Here is a 17,048-nt window from a genome sequence, read left to right as displayed (position 1 = left end):
TTTTTTTCACCGTCCTGAACTTTTTTCTCCGCAGCGCCGAAGCGCTACAAAAAGCACAGAACCAATCCGGTCAACGGACCATCAAGCAAAACGCCCACCAGAACCAAGTCCAGCAGACATAATACCCAACAGCACGATAGATCATTCCACTTGTCCGAAGGCCGAAGCCTTCAAAGAACCAGGAGCGATACTGGCCAAAACCACCATCACCCCGCCCCACAACTTGACAAACCGTCCGGCCCGTCGTCGTGGGAGGCGCTGTATAGGCGCACAGCAAAACCGATGCAACAGGTTTTTTTGGCCGGTGGTGATTTTCTCAACCACCCAATATCGGCAGGGTCAATGGTGAATATTGATAACGCGTGCGCTCGCGCGTGAGCGGCTCCCTAAGGCCCCATAATCCCTGCGGCTTCCCCGATCATGGCGAGATTATGAAAGCCAGCATTTTTTTTGCTGTAAACGCGTTCTTTTTGCTCGCATTCAAGGCGTTGGATGGGGATTATCGAGCCCGCACCCAGAAGCCGGAAGCACGGGACCAATGCAGTTACCACAAAAGTGGTGCGCAACGTTCCCGTTGACAGTGATTATCCGGCCACGTGCAGGAGGTTAGCGAGGCACGGCTGCACCGGCTCGTGCGACATGAATTGAACCCGGAACCGGGTGACACCAGGAAGGGGCATAAGGATGGAGGTTCATCCGTGCTGAGGCGTCTGGCAGTCGCGGCCATTGCATTGGTCGCCGTGGGTGGTGGGGGCATCGCCACTTACCTCAACACTTCCTCCGATCCGCATCCTGTTGCCGCCGATACGGCTGGGGCACCGGCGGCACCGCTGGTGGATACGGCCGCATTGAGTATTGATTCAAGCCAGGGTCTGGCCGTTCTGGATGATGGCTGGGGGGATAGTGAGCAGGCTGCCGATCCGGTGGAACGCCGCATGGTCAATCTGGGCCGGGGCGAGACGCTGATGCAGGTGCTGCTGGATGCCGATGTGCCCCAGCCCAATGCCCATGAAGCCATCACCGCCCTGCGGGCCGTTTATGATCCGCGCCGGATGAAGACGGGTCAGCCGATCGAGGTGCTGTTCGACCGGACCGAAGGGGACGGCAAGTTCATCGGTTTCGCCTTCCAGCCGGCTGTTGAACGCTCTGTCGCGGTGAATTTCGACGGGGTTCGGTATCAGGCCGCAGAAACCGCCAAGAAGCTGCAGCGCCGCGCCATCGCGGTGCGCGCCAAGATCGATTCATCGCTGTTCGAGTCCGGCCGCAAGGCCGGTGTGCCGATGAATGTGCTGACCAATCTGATTCGCAATTACTCTTACGATGTCGACTTCCAGCGCGACATCCAGCCCGGCGATGGGTTTGAGGTTCTGTACGAACAGTTGGTGACGGAAGATGGTGACGTGGCCAACGGGGCCGGCGAGATCATCTATGCCGCCCTGACCCTGTCGGGGAAGAAGCGCGCCATCTATCGCTATGAGGATGGCGAAGGAATCGTCGAATATTTCAATGGCAAGGGCGAATCGGTCCGCAAGGCGCTGTTGCGCACCCCGATCGACGGGGCCCGGCTGTCTTCCGGCTTTGGAATGCGCAAGCATCCGGTGCTGGGCTTCACCAAGATGCATAAGGGCATCGATTTCGCTGCCCCGACCGGTACCCCGATCTATGCCGCCGGTGGCGGCACGGTGGAGGAAGTGGGGCCCAAGGGCAGCTATGGCAATTACATCCGCATCCGCCATAACAAGGAAATCGCCACGGCCTATGCCCATATGTCCCGATTCGGCAATGGGATGCGCCGGGGTGCGCGGGTAGCCCAGGGTGAGGTGATCGGTTATGTCGGCACCACCGGCCGTTCCACCGGTGCGCACCTGCATTATGAGCTGGTGAAGAATGGCCAGCAGGTGAACCCGCTGTCGGTGGATATGCCCACCGGCCGCAACCTGGACGGCAAGGAGCTGAACCGCTTCAAGGGTCTGGTCGCCAGCATCGACACCCAGTTCGAGCAGGGGCTGACCCAGCCTGACGGCATCGCCATGGTTTCCGCCCCCGCCTCGGCAGCGGTGAAGCCCAAGGCCAAGGGGTGTGACAAGAAACACGGCTGCTGATTTAGAGCGGTTGCAACGAAAGGCCCTGGCTGGAGCGATCCGGCCAGGGCCTTTTGCTTTTCCGGAGATAAGAGACCGGGGGGAGGGTTGCCCCCTCCCCCATCACAGGATCAATGCAGCACGGGACGGCTGGCCCCCCAGGCGGAGTCTTCCGGCGGCGGCACGGCGCCATGGACCGCCTGACCATTGATGGTCAGCCCATCGGCCACCGCATCAATGGCGATGTTCTCGCCATCCAGAATACTGCCTTCCAGCAGCTTGGTGGCCAGCGGGTTCTGCAATTCCCGCTGGATCACCCGCTTCAGCGGCCGCGCGCCATAGACCGGATCATAGCCCTTGTCGGCCAGCCATTGCAGGGCAGCCGGTGTCAGTTCCAGATGCAGGTCGCGGTCGGCCAGCATCTTCTTCAACCGGCCCAACTGGATATCGACAATGCCGGTCATATTGTGACGCGACAGCCGGTGGAACATCAGCACCTCATCCAGCCGGTTGAGGAATTCCGGCCGGAAGGAGGCGCGCACCACCTCCATCACCTGGGTGCGGGCCTGGTTGCTATCCTCCCCATCGGGCAGGTTGGCCAGGAATTCCGATCCCAGATTGGAGGTCATGATGATCAGCGTATTGCGGAAATCCACGGTGCGGCCCTGGCCGTCGGTCAGGCGGCCATCATCCAGCACCTGCAGCAGCACGTTGAACACGTCCGGATGGGCCTTTTCCACCTCATCGAACAGAACCACCTGATAGGGCCGGCGGCGAACGGCTTCCGTCAGCGCCCCACCCTCGTCATAACCGACATAGCCCGGCGGCGCCCCGATCATGCGGGAAACGGCGTGTTTTTCCATATATTCGGACATGTCGAGCCGGACCATCGCCGTCTCATCATCGAACAGGAATTCCGCCAAAGCCTTGGTCAGTTCCGTCTTGCCCACGCCGGTGGGGCCGAGGAAGAGGAAACTGCCGATGGGGCGGTTGGGATCCTGCAAGCCGGCGCGGGCCCGGCGGACGGCGTTGGAGACGGCGATCACCGCCTCCTCCTGACCGATCACCCGGCTGCGCAGCTTTTCTTCCATCTTCAACAGCTTTTCCCGTTCCCCCGTCAGCATCTTGTCGACGGGGATGCCGGTCCAGCGACTGACCACGGCGGCGATATCCTGGTCGCGCACGGCCTCGTTCAGCATCCGGTGCTGGCTGGCCTCCTGCGCGGTCACCAGTTTCTTTTCCAGTTCCGGAATGATGCCATAGGTGATCTGGCCGGCCTTGGCCCAGTCACCAGCCCGCTGCGCCTGTTCCAGTTCCGCCCGCGCCCGGTCCAGATCCTCCTTCAGCTTCTGGGCAGAGGTGAGCGTTTCCTTCTCCGCCTGCCACTGCGCCGTCAGTTCGCCGGAACGCTGCTCCAGATCGGCCAGTTCCACCTCCAGCTTTTCCAGCCGGTCACGGGAGGCCTGATCGGTTTCGCGCTTCAACGCTTCCCGTTCGATCTTCAACTGGATGATGCGGCGGTCCAGCTCGTCAATGGCCTCCGGCTTGCTGTCCACGATCATGCGCAGGCGCGAGGCCGCCTCATCAATCAGGTCGATGGCCTTGTCGGGCAGGAAACGGTCGGTGATATAGCGGTTGGACAAGGTGGCGGCCGAGACGATGGCGCTGTCGGTGATGCGCACGCCATGGTGCAGCTCATACTTCTCCTTCAGGCCGCGCAGGATGGAGATGGTGTCTTCCACCGTCGGTTCCGGCACGAAAACGGGCTGGAAACGGCGGGCCAGGGCGGCATCCTTCTCAATATATTTACGATATTCATCCAGCGTGGTGGCACCGACGCAATGCAACTCACCCCGCGCCAGGGCGGGCTTCAGCATGTTCGACGCGTCCATCGCGCCATCGGCCTTGCCGGCACCGACCAGCGTGTGCAGCTCATCGATGAAAACGATGATCTCCCCCGCCGCCGCCTGGATTTCCGACAGCACGGCCTTCAACCGTTCCTCAAACTCACCGCGGAACTTGGCGCCGGCCACCAAGCTGCCTAGGTCAAGCGAGAGCAGCTTCTTGGATTTCAGCCCCTCCGGCACATCGCCATTGACGATGCGCAGCGCCAGCCCCTCAACAATGGCGGTCTTGCCGACGCCGGGTTCACCGATCAGCACGGGATTGTTCTTGGTGCGCCGGGCCAGCACCTGGATGGTGCGGCGGATTTCCTCATCCCGGCCGATCACCGGGTCCAGCTTGCCATCACGGGCGGCCTGGGTCAGGTCACGGGCATATTTCTTCAGCGCGTCATAGCCCTGTTCGGCGGACGCGGTATCGGCCGTGCGACCCTTGCGCAGGGCGTTGATGGCCTCGTTCAGCTTCTGCGGCGGGGCGCCGGCATCGGCCAGGATCTTGGCCGACGGCGTGCCCGTGGTCAGGGCGAGCGCCAGCAACACCCGCTCAGCGGTGACGAAACTGTCGCCGGCCTTCTTCGCCGCCTCATTGGCGGTTTCGAACACGCGCGCCAATTCGCGGGTCAGATAGACCTGGGCGCCACCGCCACCCTCCACCTTGGGCAGCTTGCGCAACTCCGCTTCCACGGCGGACAGCGCCTTGGCCGGGTCGCCGCCGCTATTGCGGATCAGGTTGGCGGCCAGCCCTTCACTGTCATCCAGCAGCACCTTCAACAGATGCTCCGGTGTCAGTTGCTGGTTACCGTCGCGCAGCGCCATATTCTGGGCTGCCTGGATGAAGCCCTGGGCGCGTTCAGTATAATTCTTGAAGTCCATGATAGGCACTCATGCTCCCCATTGCTGCCGCATCGTCCCCGCTGGGCCCGATGCTGGCGATGATCCACGTCAATGTGCGATCCGGGAGGGATCGCCTTGAATGTGGGCAGATCGGGTGGCCACCGCAAGACCCACCCGACGCCAGGGCGCGCAGAAATGCATGGTTTTTCACTTTCGGTAAAGAAGGTACGGCTTTTGCAGTGCTTTGCGGGATGGCCGGACCAGGATAGGCTTGGGATGGACGGCCAGGGCCACGGCAAAAGAGGGCGGACCCATGGGTTTCAGCGCAACATTGGGCCAGACGCTTTATCGTTTTGATGATCTGGGCAGCCTGCTGGCCCGCGCCAGCCCGGCCCGGTCGGGCGACCGGCTGGCGGGGGTGGCCGCTGGCAGCGATGCGGAACGGGTGGCCGCCCGGCTGGCGCTGGCCGACCTGCCGCTGCGCACCTTCCTCACCACCGATCTGGTGCCCTATGAGGCGGATGAGGTGACACGGCTGATCATGGACAGCCATGATGGCGCCGCCTTCGCGCCTGTCGCCCATATGACGGTGGGGCAGTTCCGCGACTGGCTGTTATCCGATGCGGCGGATGGGGCTGCACTGGCCGCACTCGCCCCCGGCCTGACGCCGGAGATGGTGGCCGCCACCTCCAAACTGATGCGCAATCAGGATCTGATCGCGGTGGCGCGCAAATGCCGGGTGGTCACGCGCTTTCGCACCAGCATCGGCCTGCCGGGTCGGCTGTCAGTGCGTTTGCAGCCCAACCACCCGACCGACGATCCCGCCGCCATTGCCGCGTCCATATTGGATGGGTTGATGTATGGCTGCGGCGATGCGGTGATCGGCATCAACCCCGCCACCGACAGCGTGGGCCGCACCACCGACCTGCTGTCGATGATCGACGATCTGCGCCGTCGCTGGGATGTGCCGCTGCAATCCTGCGTGCTGGCGCATGTGACGACGCTGATCCAGGTGATGGAACGCGGCGGCCCCGCCGATCTGGTGTTTCAATCCATCGCCGGGTCGGAGGCGGCGAACCGTTCCTTCGGCGTCAATCTGGCCATCCTGAAGGAAGCGCATGAGGCGGCCCTGGCCCTGAAGCGCGGCACCATCGGCGATAACGTCATGTATTTCGAAACCGGCCAGGGCAGCGCGCTTTCCGCCGAGGCGCATCACGGGCTGGACCAGCAGACGATGGAGGTGCGGGCCTATGCGGTGGCCCGCGCCTTCCGCCCGCTGCTGGTCAATACGGTGGTGGGCTTCATCGGGCCGGAATATCTGTATGACGGCAAACAGATCATCCGCGCCGGGCTGGAGGATCATTGTACGGCCAAGCTGCTGGGCCTGCCGATGGGGGTGGATGTCTGTTACACCAACCATGCCGAGGCCGATCAGGATGATATGGACAACCTGCTGACCCTGCTGGGGGTGGCCGGCTGTTCCTTTGTCATGGGCGTGCCGGGGGCGGATGACATCATGCTGTCTTACCAGAGCACCTCTTTCCATGATGCGCTCTATGTCCGCTCTACCCTGGGCCTGAAGCCGGCACCGGAATTTGAGGCGTGGCTGGCGACAATGGGCGTGATGGACAGCCGGGGCCGGATGCGCCCGGCGCTGGAAGGAACCGGGGCCGGGCGGCTGCTGGCCAGCAGCACGCCTAAGACGGGGGAAGCAGCATGAGCAACGGCACCTTCGACAGCGCCTTCGACCCCTGGGCCAATCTGCGCCGCTTCACCCCCGCCCGCATCGCGCTGGGGCGCACCGGCGATGGGCTGCCCACCGACAGGCTGCTGGAATTCCAGGCCGCCCATGCGCTGGCCCGCGATGCCGTGCATCAACCCTTTGATGCCGAGGGGCTGGCCGACCAGCTGTGCAGTCTGGCCAATGTGATTGTGCGCAGCCAGGCGCGCGACCGCGCCACCTATCTCCAGCGGCCCGATTTGGGGCGGAAATTGGATGAGGTGGACAAGGCGTCCTTACGCGCGATGAACTGCCCCTCCAAGGGCAGCCATGATGGCTATGATGCGGTAATCGTGCTGGCCGATGGCCTGTCCGCCCGCGCCCTGCATGATCATGGCGCCGCCCTGCTGCGGCTGGTGATGGAGCGGCTGGCGGGCTGGAATCTGGCGCCCATTGTCATTGCCCGACAGGCCCGCGTGGCGCTGGGGGATGATGTGGCCGCCTCCCTGAACGCCCGAATGGTGCTGATGCTGATCGGGGAGCGGCCGGGGCTGACGGCGGCCGACAGTATCGGCGCCTATCTGACCTTTCAGCCCAAACCGGGGGTGACGCGCGATGCGGAACGCAACTGCGTCTCCAACATCCGGCCCGACGGGCTGCCGCTGCCGGTTGGCGCCGACACGATCGGCTTTCTGATGAATGAGGCGCGGCGGCTGAAACTGACCGGCATCGGCTTGAAGGAGAATCGGCCGCCGGAACTGACACATGGTTGAGACTAGATTCAATAGATGTGACGCGAGAAGCCCTCTCTGGAGTCGCCAAACCCCTGTTAATCTTGAATCAAGCCTCAACCCGGCGGGGCACCCTTGACGGCGGCGGCACGGACGCGGTGGCTGGATTCCGCCCCTTTCGGCAACCGGCGTTCCAAGGCCCAGATCAGGGGCGGGGCCAGGAAATTGACGGCGAGCGCCAGCAACGCCACCTGATCCATATGCAGCAGGCGCCCATCCGGGGCGGTCTGCAACAGGGCCGACGCGATCAGCGCCGCCGCCCCGCCGGCCACCTGTGTGACTGATTGCACCAGGGCCATGAAACCGGCCCGGTCGGCCGGGGCCGGCACCTTGGAAACAGCCGTGCTCTGCGCCACCATCCGCGCCGTGTTGAACAGCATGAAGGCAGGCACCAGCAGCAGCAGCGGCAAGGACAGCAAAGACCAGTCATAATAAATCAGGAAGATCAGCCCGCCCAGCGCCAGCGCCGTCACCAGCATGATGGGGGCGGAACCTTTGCGATCCACCAGCGCGCCGGTGGCGCGCATCCCGAAGAAGCTGACCACCCCGCCCACCATATAGAGCAGGCCCAGATGTTCGCGCGGGAAGCCCAGATTATACTGGGCAAAGATCGCCAGATTGGTGATCAGCATGAAGCCCGGCACGATGGAAACAAGGGCCAGCGCAAAGGCCAGCCAAGGCAGCGTGCCGGTACCGATGCGCAGCAGGCGCAGCGGCGCATCGGCCAGCCGCATTGGCGCCCCCGTCAAGTGGGACCGCTGTGGCGGCATGATGAACAGCACAGCGGTGATGATCGCCAGCCCCATCCCCGCCACCACCAGGAAGGGCACCCGCCAGCCGAACAGATGCGACAGTTCCAGTGCTGCCGGGATGCCCAGCACGCTGGAGATGGAAAGCGCCCCCATCACCATACCCACGGCCTTGCCGCGCCGTTCCGGCGGCACATTATCGGCGACGATGGCCACCGACAGGGCACCGGCCGGCCCGCCAAACAGCCCCGCCAGGGCGCGGGCCGCCAGCAATGACCAGAGATCGACGGAAAAGGCCGCTGCCAGATTGCAGAGCAGCAACCCCACCATGGCAATGCCGATGGCCGGCCGCCGGTCGAACCGGTCCAGCACCATGGCCGCCAGCAGACCGGAAAGGGCCGAGGCCCCGGTATAGGCGGCCAGCACCCAGCCGACCCGCGCCGGATCGATCCCCAGGGCGGGCGCGAAATCCGGCCCCAGCGGCATCACCACCATGAAGGAAATGACGCTGACGAATTGCACCGCCGTCATCAGCCCGGCGATGCGCCTTTCATGCGCTAGCAGTTTCAGGGGGAAGCTCCCGTGTCCGACAGGGTGGTTGATTAGCCCGCACCCGATTTTTCCGGTCCTTGTATAAGTAGTTTATGCGCGCGTCCATCCCACAGCGACCTTTGTGCCAGACTTTCAATCATGCACCCGTTTATCCGCCCAATGAAGCAGCGAAACGCTCAATTACTGGGCAATGGGATAGACTTGGCGATCTCCATAGCCAGCCTGCACCTCATTTCCCGTACTGGCCCGGATATTGCTGCACTGCAATCCATTGCGCCGCCGCCAGGGGGCCCAGTTCACCGGGAATAGGGGCGGCAGCGGAACATGCAAAGGGCCTGGGCAGACGGATCGGTCAGCCCAAGCCCGCCGGTCATCACATAATGGACAGGGGTTAGCATGGGCAGCGCAACGGGGTTGAAAAAGGAACTGGGGGCACTGCATCTCTGGGGGATTGCGGTGGGTCTGGTGATTTCCGGCGAATATTTCGGCTGGAATTACGGGTGGAAGGAGGCCGGCACCATCGGCTTCCTCTGGGCGACATTGCTGGTCACGCTGATGTACGCCACCTTCATCTTCTCCTTCACCGAATTGACGACGGCCATCCCGCAGGCGGGTGGGCCGTTCGCCTATAGCCGGCGGGCCTTCGGGCCGTTCGGCGGGCTGGTGGCGGGCTATGCCACGCTGGTGGAATTCGTCTTCGCCCCACCGGCCATTGCCGCGGCCCTGGGGGCCTATGTACATTTCATGTTCCCCGACATTTCGGTACTGGCGGTGGGGATCGCCGCCTATGTGGTCTTTGTCGGGCTGAATATCGTCGGCGTGAAACAGGCGGCCCTGTTCGAACTGATCGTCACCGTGCTGGCGGTGGTGGAACTGATGGTCTTCATGGGCGTGGTGGCACCGGGATTCAGTGTCAGCAACTTTGTCGCCAATAATGAGGAATTCGGCATTGCCGGCATCCTGGCCGCCATCCCCTTCGCCATCTGGTTCTATCTGGCCATCGAAGGGGTGGCCATGGCGGCGGAAGAGGCCAAGGAGCCGAAGAAGAGCATCCCCATCGCTTATATTACCGGCATCCTGACCCTGGTGGTGCTGGCCATCGGCGTGATGGTGCTGACGGGTGGTGTGGGCGACTGGCGCAATTTCTCCGGCGTGGATTACCCGCTGCCGGAAGCCATGGCCACCGTGGTGGGCAAGGATAGCGGCTGGACCCATATGCTGGTCTCCATCGGCCTGTTCGGCATCATTGCCAGCTTTCACGGCATCATCCTGGGCTATTCACGGCAGATTTTCGCCCTGGCGCGGGCGGGCTATCTGCCCCCGGTGCTGGCCACCATCCATCCCAAGTTCGGCACGCCGCATTGGGCGCTGGTGGCCGGGGCCGTGGTCGGTGTCATCGCCCTGATCTCCGGCAAAACGGCGGAGCTGATCACCCTGGCGGCCTTCGGGGCGCTGGTGCTCTACATCATTTCCATGGCCGCCTTGTTCAAGCTGCGCGCCACGGAACCGGCGATGGAACGGCCGTTCAAGGCGCCGCTCTATCCCGTTTTCCCGGCCATCGCCCTGGTGCTGTCGGTGTTTTTCCTGGTGGTGATGACCTGGTTCAACCCCGGCACGGCCCTGATCTTCGCCATCATGTTCGCGCCCGCCTATGGCTATTTCCTGCTGACGGCCAAGAACCGGGCGGAGCTGGACATCGCCATTCCGCCCGGCCTGGATGTGGCCCCGGCGGAAGGGCTGCTGGCGCGCGGGGATACGGATATCTGAGAAAGCCCTCCATTGCGCGCCATTCTGCTGCCGGCCTTGGGGTTACGATCCCCAGGGCCGGCCAGGGTGGGGCCCAGATCGGAACCGGGCAGGCGGGATAGCGGTTGAGGGAATGAGGACGGTTACAGATATGTGCCTGCCAGCGTCACCAACTCGCCGCCCAGGCCCAGCTTGAAGCGGGCCACCCCCTTCATGCCATCGCTGTTCAGCCCGCCCGTATCCAGCCAGCGCACCCCATCGGCCGCCAGCCGTCCCATGGCCTCGCGCAGCAGCAAGTGCTGGGCACAGGCGGCACGCCCCTCCTCCGTCCCCGCCCCCAGATAATAGGTGGCGGCATGGCCATGGCGGATGAACAGGGCACCGGCCAGAATGCCGGAATCCCGCTTGGCCACACAGGCCAGCACATCGCGCGGCCGCACCTGCGCCGCCACCAGGGCTGCGGCCTGCCGCGCCGATGGGGCCATCAGCCCGCGCTGGCGGCGATGGGCATCATGGTGGCGGATGATCCAGTCCAGATCGGCCCCGCCATGGCTGATGGCGATGGAGAGTTTCTCCCCCCGCGCCTTCTTCAGGCTTTTGCGGAAGCTGCCGCCCAGGCCGGAGTCGATATCGCTGATCCCCAGATCCACCCAACTGGTGCTGTAGCCGGTGACCACCCGGCCCATGCCCGCCGCCCGGCACAGCGCATCGGCCGCCGGCCCCGCCGGCAATTCTGGGGTGAACAGGGGAATATGCCCGGTCAGCGGGCGATAACGACGGCGCAACAGCGCCAGCGCCCGGCCCAGCGCCGCCGGGTCACCCTCGTACAATGGTAGCGGCCCCCGCAGCAGGTGACAAAGCCGCAGCGGCCCCAGCCTTTGTTCGATCACCTGGGCCAGCGCCACCGGCTCCCCCTTCCGCCGCAGCAGGAAACGGCGCGGCACCCGCCCGAAGGTTGCCATCGACGCCCCGAAGGCGAAGCTCTGTTCCAGCGGCGGGCGGGATGTGCGGGCCAGCAGGGCGGACCATTCCCGCTCCCCCGTCCCCTCTTCCAACACAAAATCCGCCTGATCTTCCGGGTCTGTCACGGGGGCTGTCGACCTGCCATTGCTGGGAGAGGACTTCAGGCTTATCCTGTGCCGCCATGACAGACAAGCCATCATCGGACAGCGACCTGCCCCCCCTGCCGCGCCGCCGGTTGACGGCGCGGGGCTGGGCCTATCTGCTGGGCTTTATCGCCCTGCCCTTCCTGGCGCTCTGCCTGGGGCTGGATTATGTGCTGTACCTTTCCGCACGCGCCGGGTTCGGGCCTTGCCTGTCGCTGTTCTGCCTGGTGCTGGAATAGGCGGGTTCCCCCTCCCGCTTGGACAGAAAGCGCATCAGGGCCAGCGCGTCCGGCGGCGGCTGGCGTTCCAGGCGGCGATAATCCCGGCAATCCAGCGTGCGGGACATCAGATCCTGCTCCACCATCTCCCGCCGCAACAGCGCCGGATCGCCGAAATGATGTTCAGCACGCAGCAAATCACTGATCTGCCGCTCGGTGAAGCTCTGCCGTGCCGGGATGCGGGACCACAGCACCCACAGCACCACCTGCTGTTCATTGAATTTGGGCGGCCAGCGGACCAGCAGCCCCTTTGCATCGAAATGCCGGGCGATGCGGCGAACACGGGCATAATCCACCTCCACCACCGGGGCCGGCGGTGCGGGGTTCTCCAGCTTTTCATGCGCCGCCATCTGGGCGCGGAAATGCTGGAAATTGCGATAGCCCGCCCCGCGCGCCAGCATGTTCAGCAGGCTGACATGGCCAAAGGGGCCGGGCTGATCGGACAATTGTTGTTTGAGTGAGCGGGCCAGGGTGGAGATATCCGCCACCTGGAACGGAACAGCGTTCTTCGACATGACAACATCCTCAACAGATATCACCCGTGCCGCATGATTTCCGCCCAAGGGGGCTGAAAGCCGGTGGTCGCCACCTTGCCGACGCGCGTACACGGGCGATCCATCAGGATCGGTGTCGGGAGTCGTGGAGGAGGAATCGGTTGAAACACGCCGATGGCAGGTTTAGCGCCCCTGTTAGCAACAGGGTTGGCGACGCCTGGGTGAACTGCTGACCTGAGTTGACTGTATCAAGCAGCAGCGGGGAGGACAAGGGAGAGATACAGAGGCTTGAAACCGTAATCCGGTTACGCCGGATTATGACTCGATGGAGGGAACATCTCATGCAGATTGGCGATAGAACTGCTCAGCAGCGGGTCCGGCGCTACCGCCTCGCCCAGCGGCAGGAACGCGGGATGGCACGGGTTGAAGTGCAGGTGCCGGCTGGTGCGCGTGCCGATATACAGGCCATTGGACGGCGCTATCGTGAGGCGCGAAACCGGCTGACCGCCACCGCCCCACACCTGGATTTCGCCCTGGCCACCATCAATGCGCCCCGCCCCAAGCCCATTGATGGCGAAACCTTGCTGCAATGCCTGCTGGGACCGTCGGTGACGGCGGAATGGCGTCCCCACATCGAAGCCTTTTTCGATGAACTTTCGGTGGAGACCATTCACGATCTTGTTCTGGCCCGACTGTTCGATTTCGAGGAACTATACCGGGCTGCCCGCACCTGGAGAGTCACGGATGGAAAAGCCGTTCCCTGGATCAGAGAAATGGCAGATCTCTCATTGGCAGTGGCGGTAGACGTTAGAAAAGAGACCCCAGTAAAATGAACATGCGTTCACTCACACTTGAAGAGAAGACGCTGATAATGAGCTTCGCTTACAGGCTCAAAGAAGGTGAGCGGCAGCAGTTGCTTGCGGATTTGGAGCAGGCCACAGCAGCCCCGATGACCCATGACGGGGCTATAATCATGTTTGAAATCGCCGGCTACCAACGCCCACCGTACCGTGGACAGCACCCGTTTGGCGTCGAAGGCAAAATGTTTGACAGGGACGGTGCAGATTTGACCGTATTACTCCATGCCGACGAAAATGGGCGATTGCTCGAATTAGAATTCATACGCTGGAATGAAGGCGATCTTCTTGGCCCAAAATGGGAAACACTCACATTGTATTAATTCGACACCAACAACGAGGCCCCCTTACCCGATCCGTACCCCATGATCGCGCGCATAGGCCCGCAGCCGCGCGCGGACGGAGCGGTCGGGCAGGTTGTAGAGCGATTCCATATAGCCCTGCAAAGCCCCCACCTGCAGCGACCGCACCATGGCCTTTACATCGAAGAATGAAGGGGCCGACATGGACAGGCGGCGCAGACCGACGCCCAGCAGCGCCATGGCATCCAGCGGGCGGCTGGCCATTTCGCCGCACAGCGACAGCGACACATTGGCCGCATGGCACTTCACCACCAACATGCGCAGCACCCGCAGCAGGGCCGGCGATAGCAGGTCATAGCGGTTATTCATCATCGGGTTGCCCCGGTCCGACGCATAGAGATACTGCAACAGGTCGTTGGAACCGATGGACATGAAATCGATCAGCGGCAGCAGCGCATCCAGTTGGAACAGCAGGGCCGGCACCTCCATCATCACGCCCACTTTCAGCAGGCTGGGGGCCGGTTCGCCATTGTCCGTCAGGCGGCGGATTTCCATATCCAGCATGTGGCGGGCCTGCACGAATTCGGCCACCTGCGCCACCATGGGGAACATCACCCGCAATTCCCGCCCGCCCGCCGCGCGCAGCATGGCGCGCAACTGCTTGCGCAGCATCGACGGCCGGTCCAGCCCGATACGGATGGCGCGCCAGCCCAAGGCCGGGTTTTCTTCTCCCAGCTCCGGGAAATAGGGCAGCGTCTTGTCGCCGCCGACATCCAGGGTGCGGAAGACGACCGGCTTGCCCTTCGCCTCATCCATTACCCGGCTGTAGGTTTCCTGCTGGGTGAGAACGTCGGGATATGAGGGGCGGACCATGAAGGGAATTTCGGTGCGGTAGAGCCCCACCCCTTCCGCCCCCGTCGCTTCCAGATGCGGCAGATCGATCAGCAGCCCGCAATTCAGCATCAGCTGCACCGGCACCCCATCCTTGGTGACCGACGGCACATCGCGCAGGCGGACGGATTCGGCAGCGCGCTGCTTGCGCACGGCCAGGCTGGTCAGGAAGGCTTCCTGGATATCATCGGCCGGGCGGACGAAGACCTGCCCATGGTCGCCATCGACGATCAGGAAATCCAGCGGTTCCACCCGGCGCAGCACATCGGCCGCCTGTCCCACCACCGGGATATCCAGGGCGCGGGCGACGATGGCGACATGGGAATAGGCGGACCCTTCCTCCATCACCAGCCCGCGCAGACGGGTGCGGTCATAATCCAGCAATTCCGCCGGGCCCAGATTGCGGGCCACCAGGATGAACTCATCGGGCAAGGTGCCGCCAACGGCATCCACCGGCTTGCCGGCCAGATGCTGCAACAGCCGGTTGGTGATGTCGTTCAGGTCCAGCAGCCGGTCGCGGATATAGGGGTCGGCCACCTGGGCCATGCGGGCAGAATTGTCATTCTGCACCCGCTGCACGGCCGCTTCCGCCGTCAGGCCCGACCGGATGGCCTCCCGGATGCGGTTCAGCCAGCCGCGATCGGCGGCCACCATGCGGTAGGTCTGCATGATTTCCGCATGTTCGCTGTCCGATTCGCCGACGGCGATCAGCATCTGGTCGATGGCGGAATGCATGTTTTCCACCGCCCCCTTTAGCCGAACCAGTTCGGCCTCCGGGTCATCGGCCACCATCTGGCGGATGGTCAGTTGCGGGCGGTGCAGCACCGCCAGCCCCATGGCCACGCCGCGATTCAGGCTGATCCCTTCCAGGCGGGACGGCAGCAGCACCAGATCATTGGCCAGCGATAATTCGCGGCTGTCCACCAGCTCGCCACCGGCCACCAGTTCGGCCACGATCATGGCGATGGTCTGCAGCGTCTCCACATCCTGTTCGTCGTAATCGCGCCGGTCCTTGTGCTGGATAGCCAGCACGCCGCGCACCCGACCGCCGCGCAGGATGGGCACGGCCAGGAAGCCGTTAAACGGGTCTTCGCCGGTTTCCGGGCGATAGGCAAAATTCGGGTGGCTCTGCGCATTGGCCAGCGCCACGGGCCGGGCATGGGCGGCGACATCGCCGATCAGGCCTTCACCCACCCGCATCCGCGTCTGATGCACGGCATCGGGGTTCAGACCGATGGTGGCGAACAGTTCCAGCACCTCGCCAGCGCGCATGATGTAGCAGGAGCAGACATCGGCGGCCATTTCATGGGCGATGGTCTTGACGATCTTGTCCAGCCGGTCCTGGGCGGAGCCGCTGCCGGCCATGATATCGCGCAACCGGGCCAGCAGCCGGCGGGCACCGGCACCGGGGTTGTGGCCCAGCACCTGAGCACCCGACGATATCGTCATCTCAACCATCTTCCTCAGACCCACCCTGCGGGGCGGCGGCGTCACCGCCGCCTGATGGATGGATAGCAGGTTGGAACAGATTCGTCAGGCTTCTTAAGGGGGTTCCGTAACCGTTACCCCAGCAGCAGATAGCCATTACCCTCCACCAATCCGGTGGTGCTGTTGACCTGTCCCACCGCCACCCCGGTCAGGGTCACGCTGGCATCAATCCGGCCATCGCCGGTCAGGTCGATATGCCAGGTGGCCCCTTCGAAACCGGCGGTGCCGGTGCGAACCGTCTCCACCACCCGGCTGACACCGGCCCGCCAGCCCCAGATGGTCACATTCTCCCCAGCGGTGAAATCGGTGACGGTGCTCCACACGGTCGTGCCGTTGGCACCATTCACACCGCGGCCATCAACGAAAAACTTGTCGGACCCGGCACCGCCGGTCAGAAAATTGGACCCGCGCCCGCCATCAATAACATCGTCACCCAAACCGGAATCCACCGCATCATTGCCTTCCAGGGCGTTGATCAAGTCATTGCCAGTGGTGCCTTTGATGACATCGTTGCCGGTTGATCCAGCGAAGCTCCATTGCAGACCAAAACTGCCATCGGTTGGATAGGGGGTGGCAACCTTGTTATTGACCATCATCTGGCGGGATGAATCGAAGCTATTGGGGTCCAGCGAGTTGGCGGCGGCGCGGTAATGTTGCTCAATCTCCTTGCGCAGCTGCACGGCGACATCCACCCCCAGGATTTCGCCCTGCACATTGCCGACAAAGCCCGGATGATTGAAGACCTGTTGTTTAAACTGTTCGAACGTCAACCATTCATAGCCGGTGGATGCACTGCCGACCCGCCAATTCTCAATGACATTTTCCGGACGTTGCCAATCCAGAAATGCAACCGCCTGACCCGTGGTGAGATCAAGGATCAACAGGTGACGGCCATCCACGATGGCCCCCCCGTCGGCATAATAAAGGAACCCGTCATCCATCCAGCGATCCCCCGGATCGCCGCCATTTTCCAGCACCAGCACGGTTTCCACATGTCCGCGCACCAGACTGTATGTGTCAGAGCCGCGGCCACCGATCAAAACCGTGCCCATCAAATAATTGCCGGCTTCCAACGTATCGGCCCCATCCCCGCCCAACAGGCGTTGGGTCTTTGAGGTCGCACGTAACGTGTCGTTGCCCGAAGTGCCGTAGATATCCATGCTGCCTCGTCGTTGTATCCCATGATTTTAAGCACGAGTTTACAACAAGACACAGCTTACGACACCTCAATTAACGAGAATTAATTCCAGGATACATT

Annotated in this window: 13 protein-coding genes; 7 read left to right on the top strand and 6 right to left on the bottom strand. The window is 63.2% G+C overall.

Features of this window, described 5'->3' with window-relative positions:
* Positions 1 to 698 precede the first annotated feature (698 nt).
* A complete protein-coding gene (locus PCJ49_RS22690; protein WP_269912961.1) occupies positions 699 to 2,102 on the top strand; it encodes a M23 family metallopeptidase in 1,404 nt (467 codons plus the stop codon).
* A gap of 110 nt (positions 2,103 to 2,212) precedes the next feature.
* Here the strand turns inward: PCJ49_RS22690 and clpB are convergent, their stop codons facing one another.
* The gene (gene clpB / locus PCJ49_RS22685) at positions 2,213 to 4,855 is read right to left on the bottom strand and encodes an ATP-dependent chaperone ClpB (RefSeq protein ID WP_269912960.1); all 2,643 of its coding nucleotides are present in this window, start codon (positions 4,853 to 4,855) and stop codon (positions 2,213 to 2,215) included.
* Between the two features lie 274 nt (positions 4,856 to 5,129).
* Here clpB and PCJ49_RS22680 point away from each other — a divergent pair, with 274 nt between their 5' ends.
* Both PCJ49_RS22680 and eutC read left to right on the top strand, forming a co-directional pair.
* Positions 5,130 to 6,536: an ethanolamine ammonia-lyase subunit EutB gene (locus PCJ49_RS22680; protein WP_269912959.1), complete on the top strand. Its 1,407-nt coding sequence runs from the start codon at positions 5,130 to 5,132 to the stop codon at positions 6,534 to 6,536.
* On the top strand, positions 6,533 to 7,309 hold the full coding sequence (gene eutC / locus PCJ49_RS22675; protein WP_269912958.1) for an ethanolamine ammonia-lyase subunit EutC: 777 nt from the start codon (positions 6,533 to 6,535) through the stop codon (positions 7,307 to 7,309). The genes PCJ49_RS22680 and eutC overlap by 4 nt, the downstream gene beginning before the upstream one ends.
* Before the next feature lie 74 nt (positions 7,310 to 7,383).
* On the opposite strand, the gene PCJ49_RS22670 is transcribed toward eutC, so the two are convergent.
* Positions 7,384 to 8,607 carry an MFS transporter gene (locus tag PCJ49_RS22670; protein ID WP_269912957.1) on the bottom strand — a complete coding sequence of 408 codons (1,224 nt, stop codon included), beginning with the start codon at positions 8,605 to 8,607 and terminating at the stop codon, positions 7,384 to 7,386.
* A 417-nt stretch (positions 8,608 to 9,024) separates the two neighbouring features.
* Here PCJ49_RS22670 and eat point away from each other — a divergent pair, with 417 nt between their 5' ends.
* The gene (gene eat / locus PCJ49_RS22665; RefSeq protein ID WP_269912956.1) at positions 9,025 to 10,395 is read left to right on the top strand and encodes an ethanolamine permease; all 1,371 of its coding nucleotides are present in this window, start codon (positions 9,025 to 9,027) and stop codon (positions 10,393 to 10,395) included.
* A 122-nt stretch (positions 10,396 to 10,517) separates the two neighbouring features.
* On the opposite strand, the gene PCJ49_RS24805 is transcribed toward eat, so the two are convergent.
* Entirely contained in the window at positions 10,518 to 11,462 is a 945-nt protein-coding gene (locus tag PCJ49_RS24805; protein WP_269912955.1) for a GNAT family N-acetyltransferase, read from the bottom strand.
* A gap of 56 nt (positions 11,463 to 11,518) precedes the next feature.
* Between PCJ49_RS24805 and PCJ49_RS22655 the strand changes: the two genes are divergently transcribed.
* The gene (locus PCJ49_RS22655) at positions 11,519 to 11,719 is read left to right on the top strand and encodes a hypothetical protein (protein ID WP_269912954.1); all 201 of its coding nucleotides are present in this window, start codon (positions 11,519 to 11,521) and stop codon (positions 11,717 to 11,719) included.
* Here the strand turns inward: PCJ49_RS22655 and PCJ49_RS22650 are convergent.
* Complete coding sequence (locus PCJ49_RS22650; protein WP_269912953.1) at positions 11,647 to 12,273, bottom strand: DUF2087 domain-containing protein; 627 nt, start codon at positions 12,271 to 12,273, stop codon at positions 11,647 to 11,649. The genes PCJ49_RS22655 and PCJ49_RS22650 overlap by 73 nt on opposite strands.
* Before the next feature lie 320 nt (positions 12,274 to 12,593).
* Between PCJ49_RS22650 and PCJ49_RS22645 the strand changes: the two genes are divergently transcribed.
* Positions 12,594 to 13,085 (top strand): hypothetical protein, encoded by a 492-nt coding sequence (locus tag PCJ49_RS22645; protein WP_269912952.1) that lies wholly within the window; start codon positions 12,594 to 12,596, stop codon positions 13,083 to 13,085.
* Positions 13,082 to 13,432, top strand: a complete 351-nt coding sequence (locus PCJ49_RS22640) for a hypothetical protein (protein ID WP_269912951.1) — start codon at positions 13,082 to 13,084, stop codon at positions 13,430 to 13,432. The genes PCJ49_RS22645 and PCJ49_RS22640 overlap by 4 nt, the downstream gene beginning before the upstream one ends.
* A gap of 24 nt (positions 13,433 to 13,456) precedes the next feature.
* Here the strand turns inward: PCJ49_RS22640 and ptsP are convergent, their stop codons facing one another.
* Together ptsP and PCJ49_RS22630 are read right to left on the bottom strand one after the other, a co-directional pair.
* Complete coding sequence (gene ptsP / locus PCJ49_RS22635) at positions 13,457 to 15,751, bottom strand: phosphoenolpyruvate--protein phosphotransferase (RefSeq protein WP_269912950.1); 2,295 nt, start codon at positions 15,749 to 15,751, stop codon at positions 13,457 to 13,459.
* A gap of 113 nt (positions 15,752 to 15,864) precedes the next feature.
* A complete protein-coding gene (locus tag PCJ49_RS22630) occupies positions 15,865 to 16,950 on the bottom strand; it encodes a calcium-binding protein (protein WP_269912949.1) in 1,086 nt (361 codons plus the stop codon).
* Positions 16,951 to 17,048 lie beyond the last annotated feature (98 nt).

Source organism: Niveispirillum sp. BGYR6 (genome assembly GCF_027568365.1).
Classification (GTDB): domain Bacteria; phylum Pseudomonadota; class Alphaproteobacteria; order Azospirillales; family Azospirillaceae; genus Niveispirillum.
This window is presented reverse-complemented; position numbering and strand designations above follow the sequence as displayed.

Coding starts and splice junctions, on each gene's coding strand:
- clpB (WP_269912960.1), bottom strand. CDS start 4,855: ATGGACTTCAAGAATTATACTGAACGCGCCCAGGGCTTCATCCAGGCA.
- PCJ49_RS22680 (WP_269912959.1), top strand. CDS start 5,130: ATGGGTTTCAGCGCAACATTGGGCCAGACGCTTTATCGTTTTGATGAT.
- eutC (WP_269912958.1), top strand. CDS start 6,533: ATGAGCAACGGCACCTTCGACAGCGCCTTCGACCCCTGGGCCAATCTG.
- PCJ49_RS22670 (WP_269912957.1), bottom strand. CDS start 8,607: ATGACGGCGGTGCAATTCGTCAGCGTCATTTCCTTCATGGTGGTGATG.
- eat (WP_269912956.1), top strand. CDS start 9,025: ATGGGCAGCGCAACGGGGTTGAAAAAGGAACTGGGGGCACTGCATCTC.
- PCJ49_RS22655 (WP_269912954.1), top strand. CDS start 11,519: ATGACAGACAAGCCATCATCGGACAGCGACCTGCCCCCCCTGCCGCGC.
- PCJ49_RS22650 (WP_269912953.1), bottom strand. CDS start 12,273: ATGTCGAAGAACGCTGTTCCGTTCCAGGTGGCGGATATCTCCACCCTG.
- PCJ49_RS22645 (WP_269912952.1), top strand. CDS start 12,594: ATGCAGATTGGCGATAGAACTGCTCAGCAGCGGGTCCGGCGCTACCGC.
- PCJ49_RS22640 (WP_269912951.1), top strand. CDS start 13,082: ATGAACATGCGTTCACTCACACTTGAAGAGAAGACGCTGATAATGAGC.
- ptsP (WP_269912950.1), bottom strand. CDS start 15,751: ATGACGATATCGTCGGGTGCTCAGGTGCTGGGCCACAACCCCGGTGCC.
- PCJ49_RS22630 (WP_269912949.1), bottom strand. CDS start 16,950: ATGGATATCTACGGCACTTCGGGCAACGACACGTTACGTGCGACCTCA.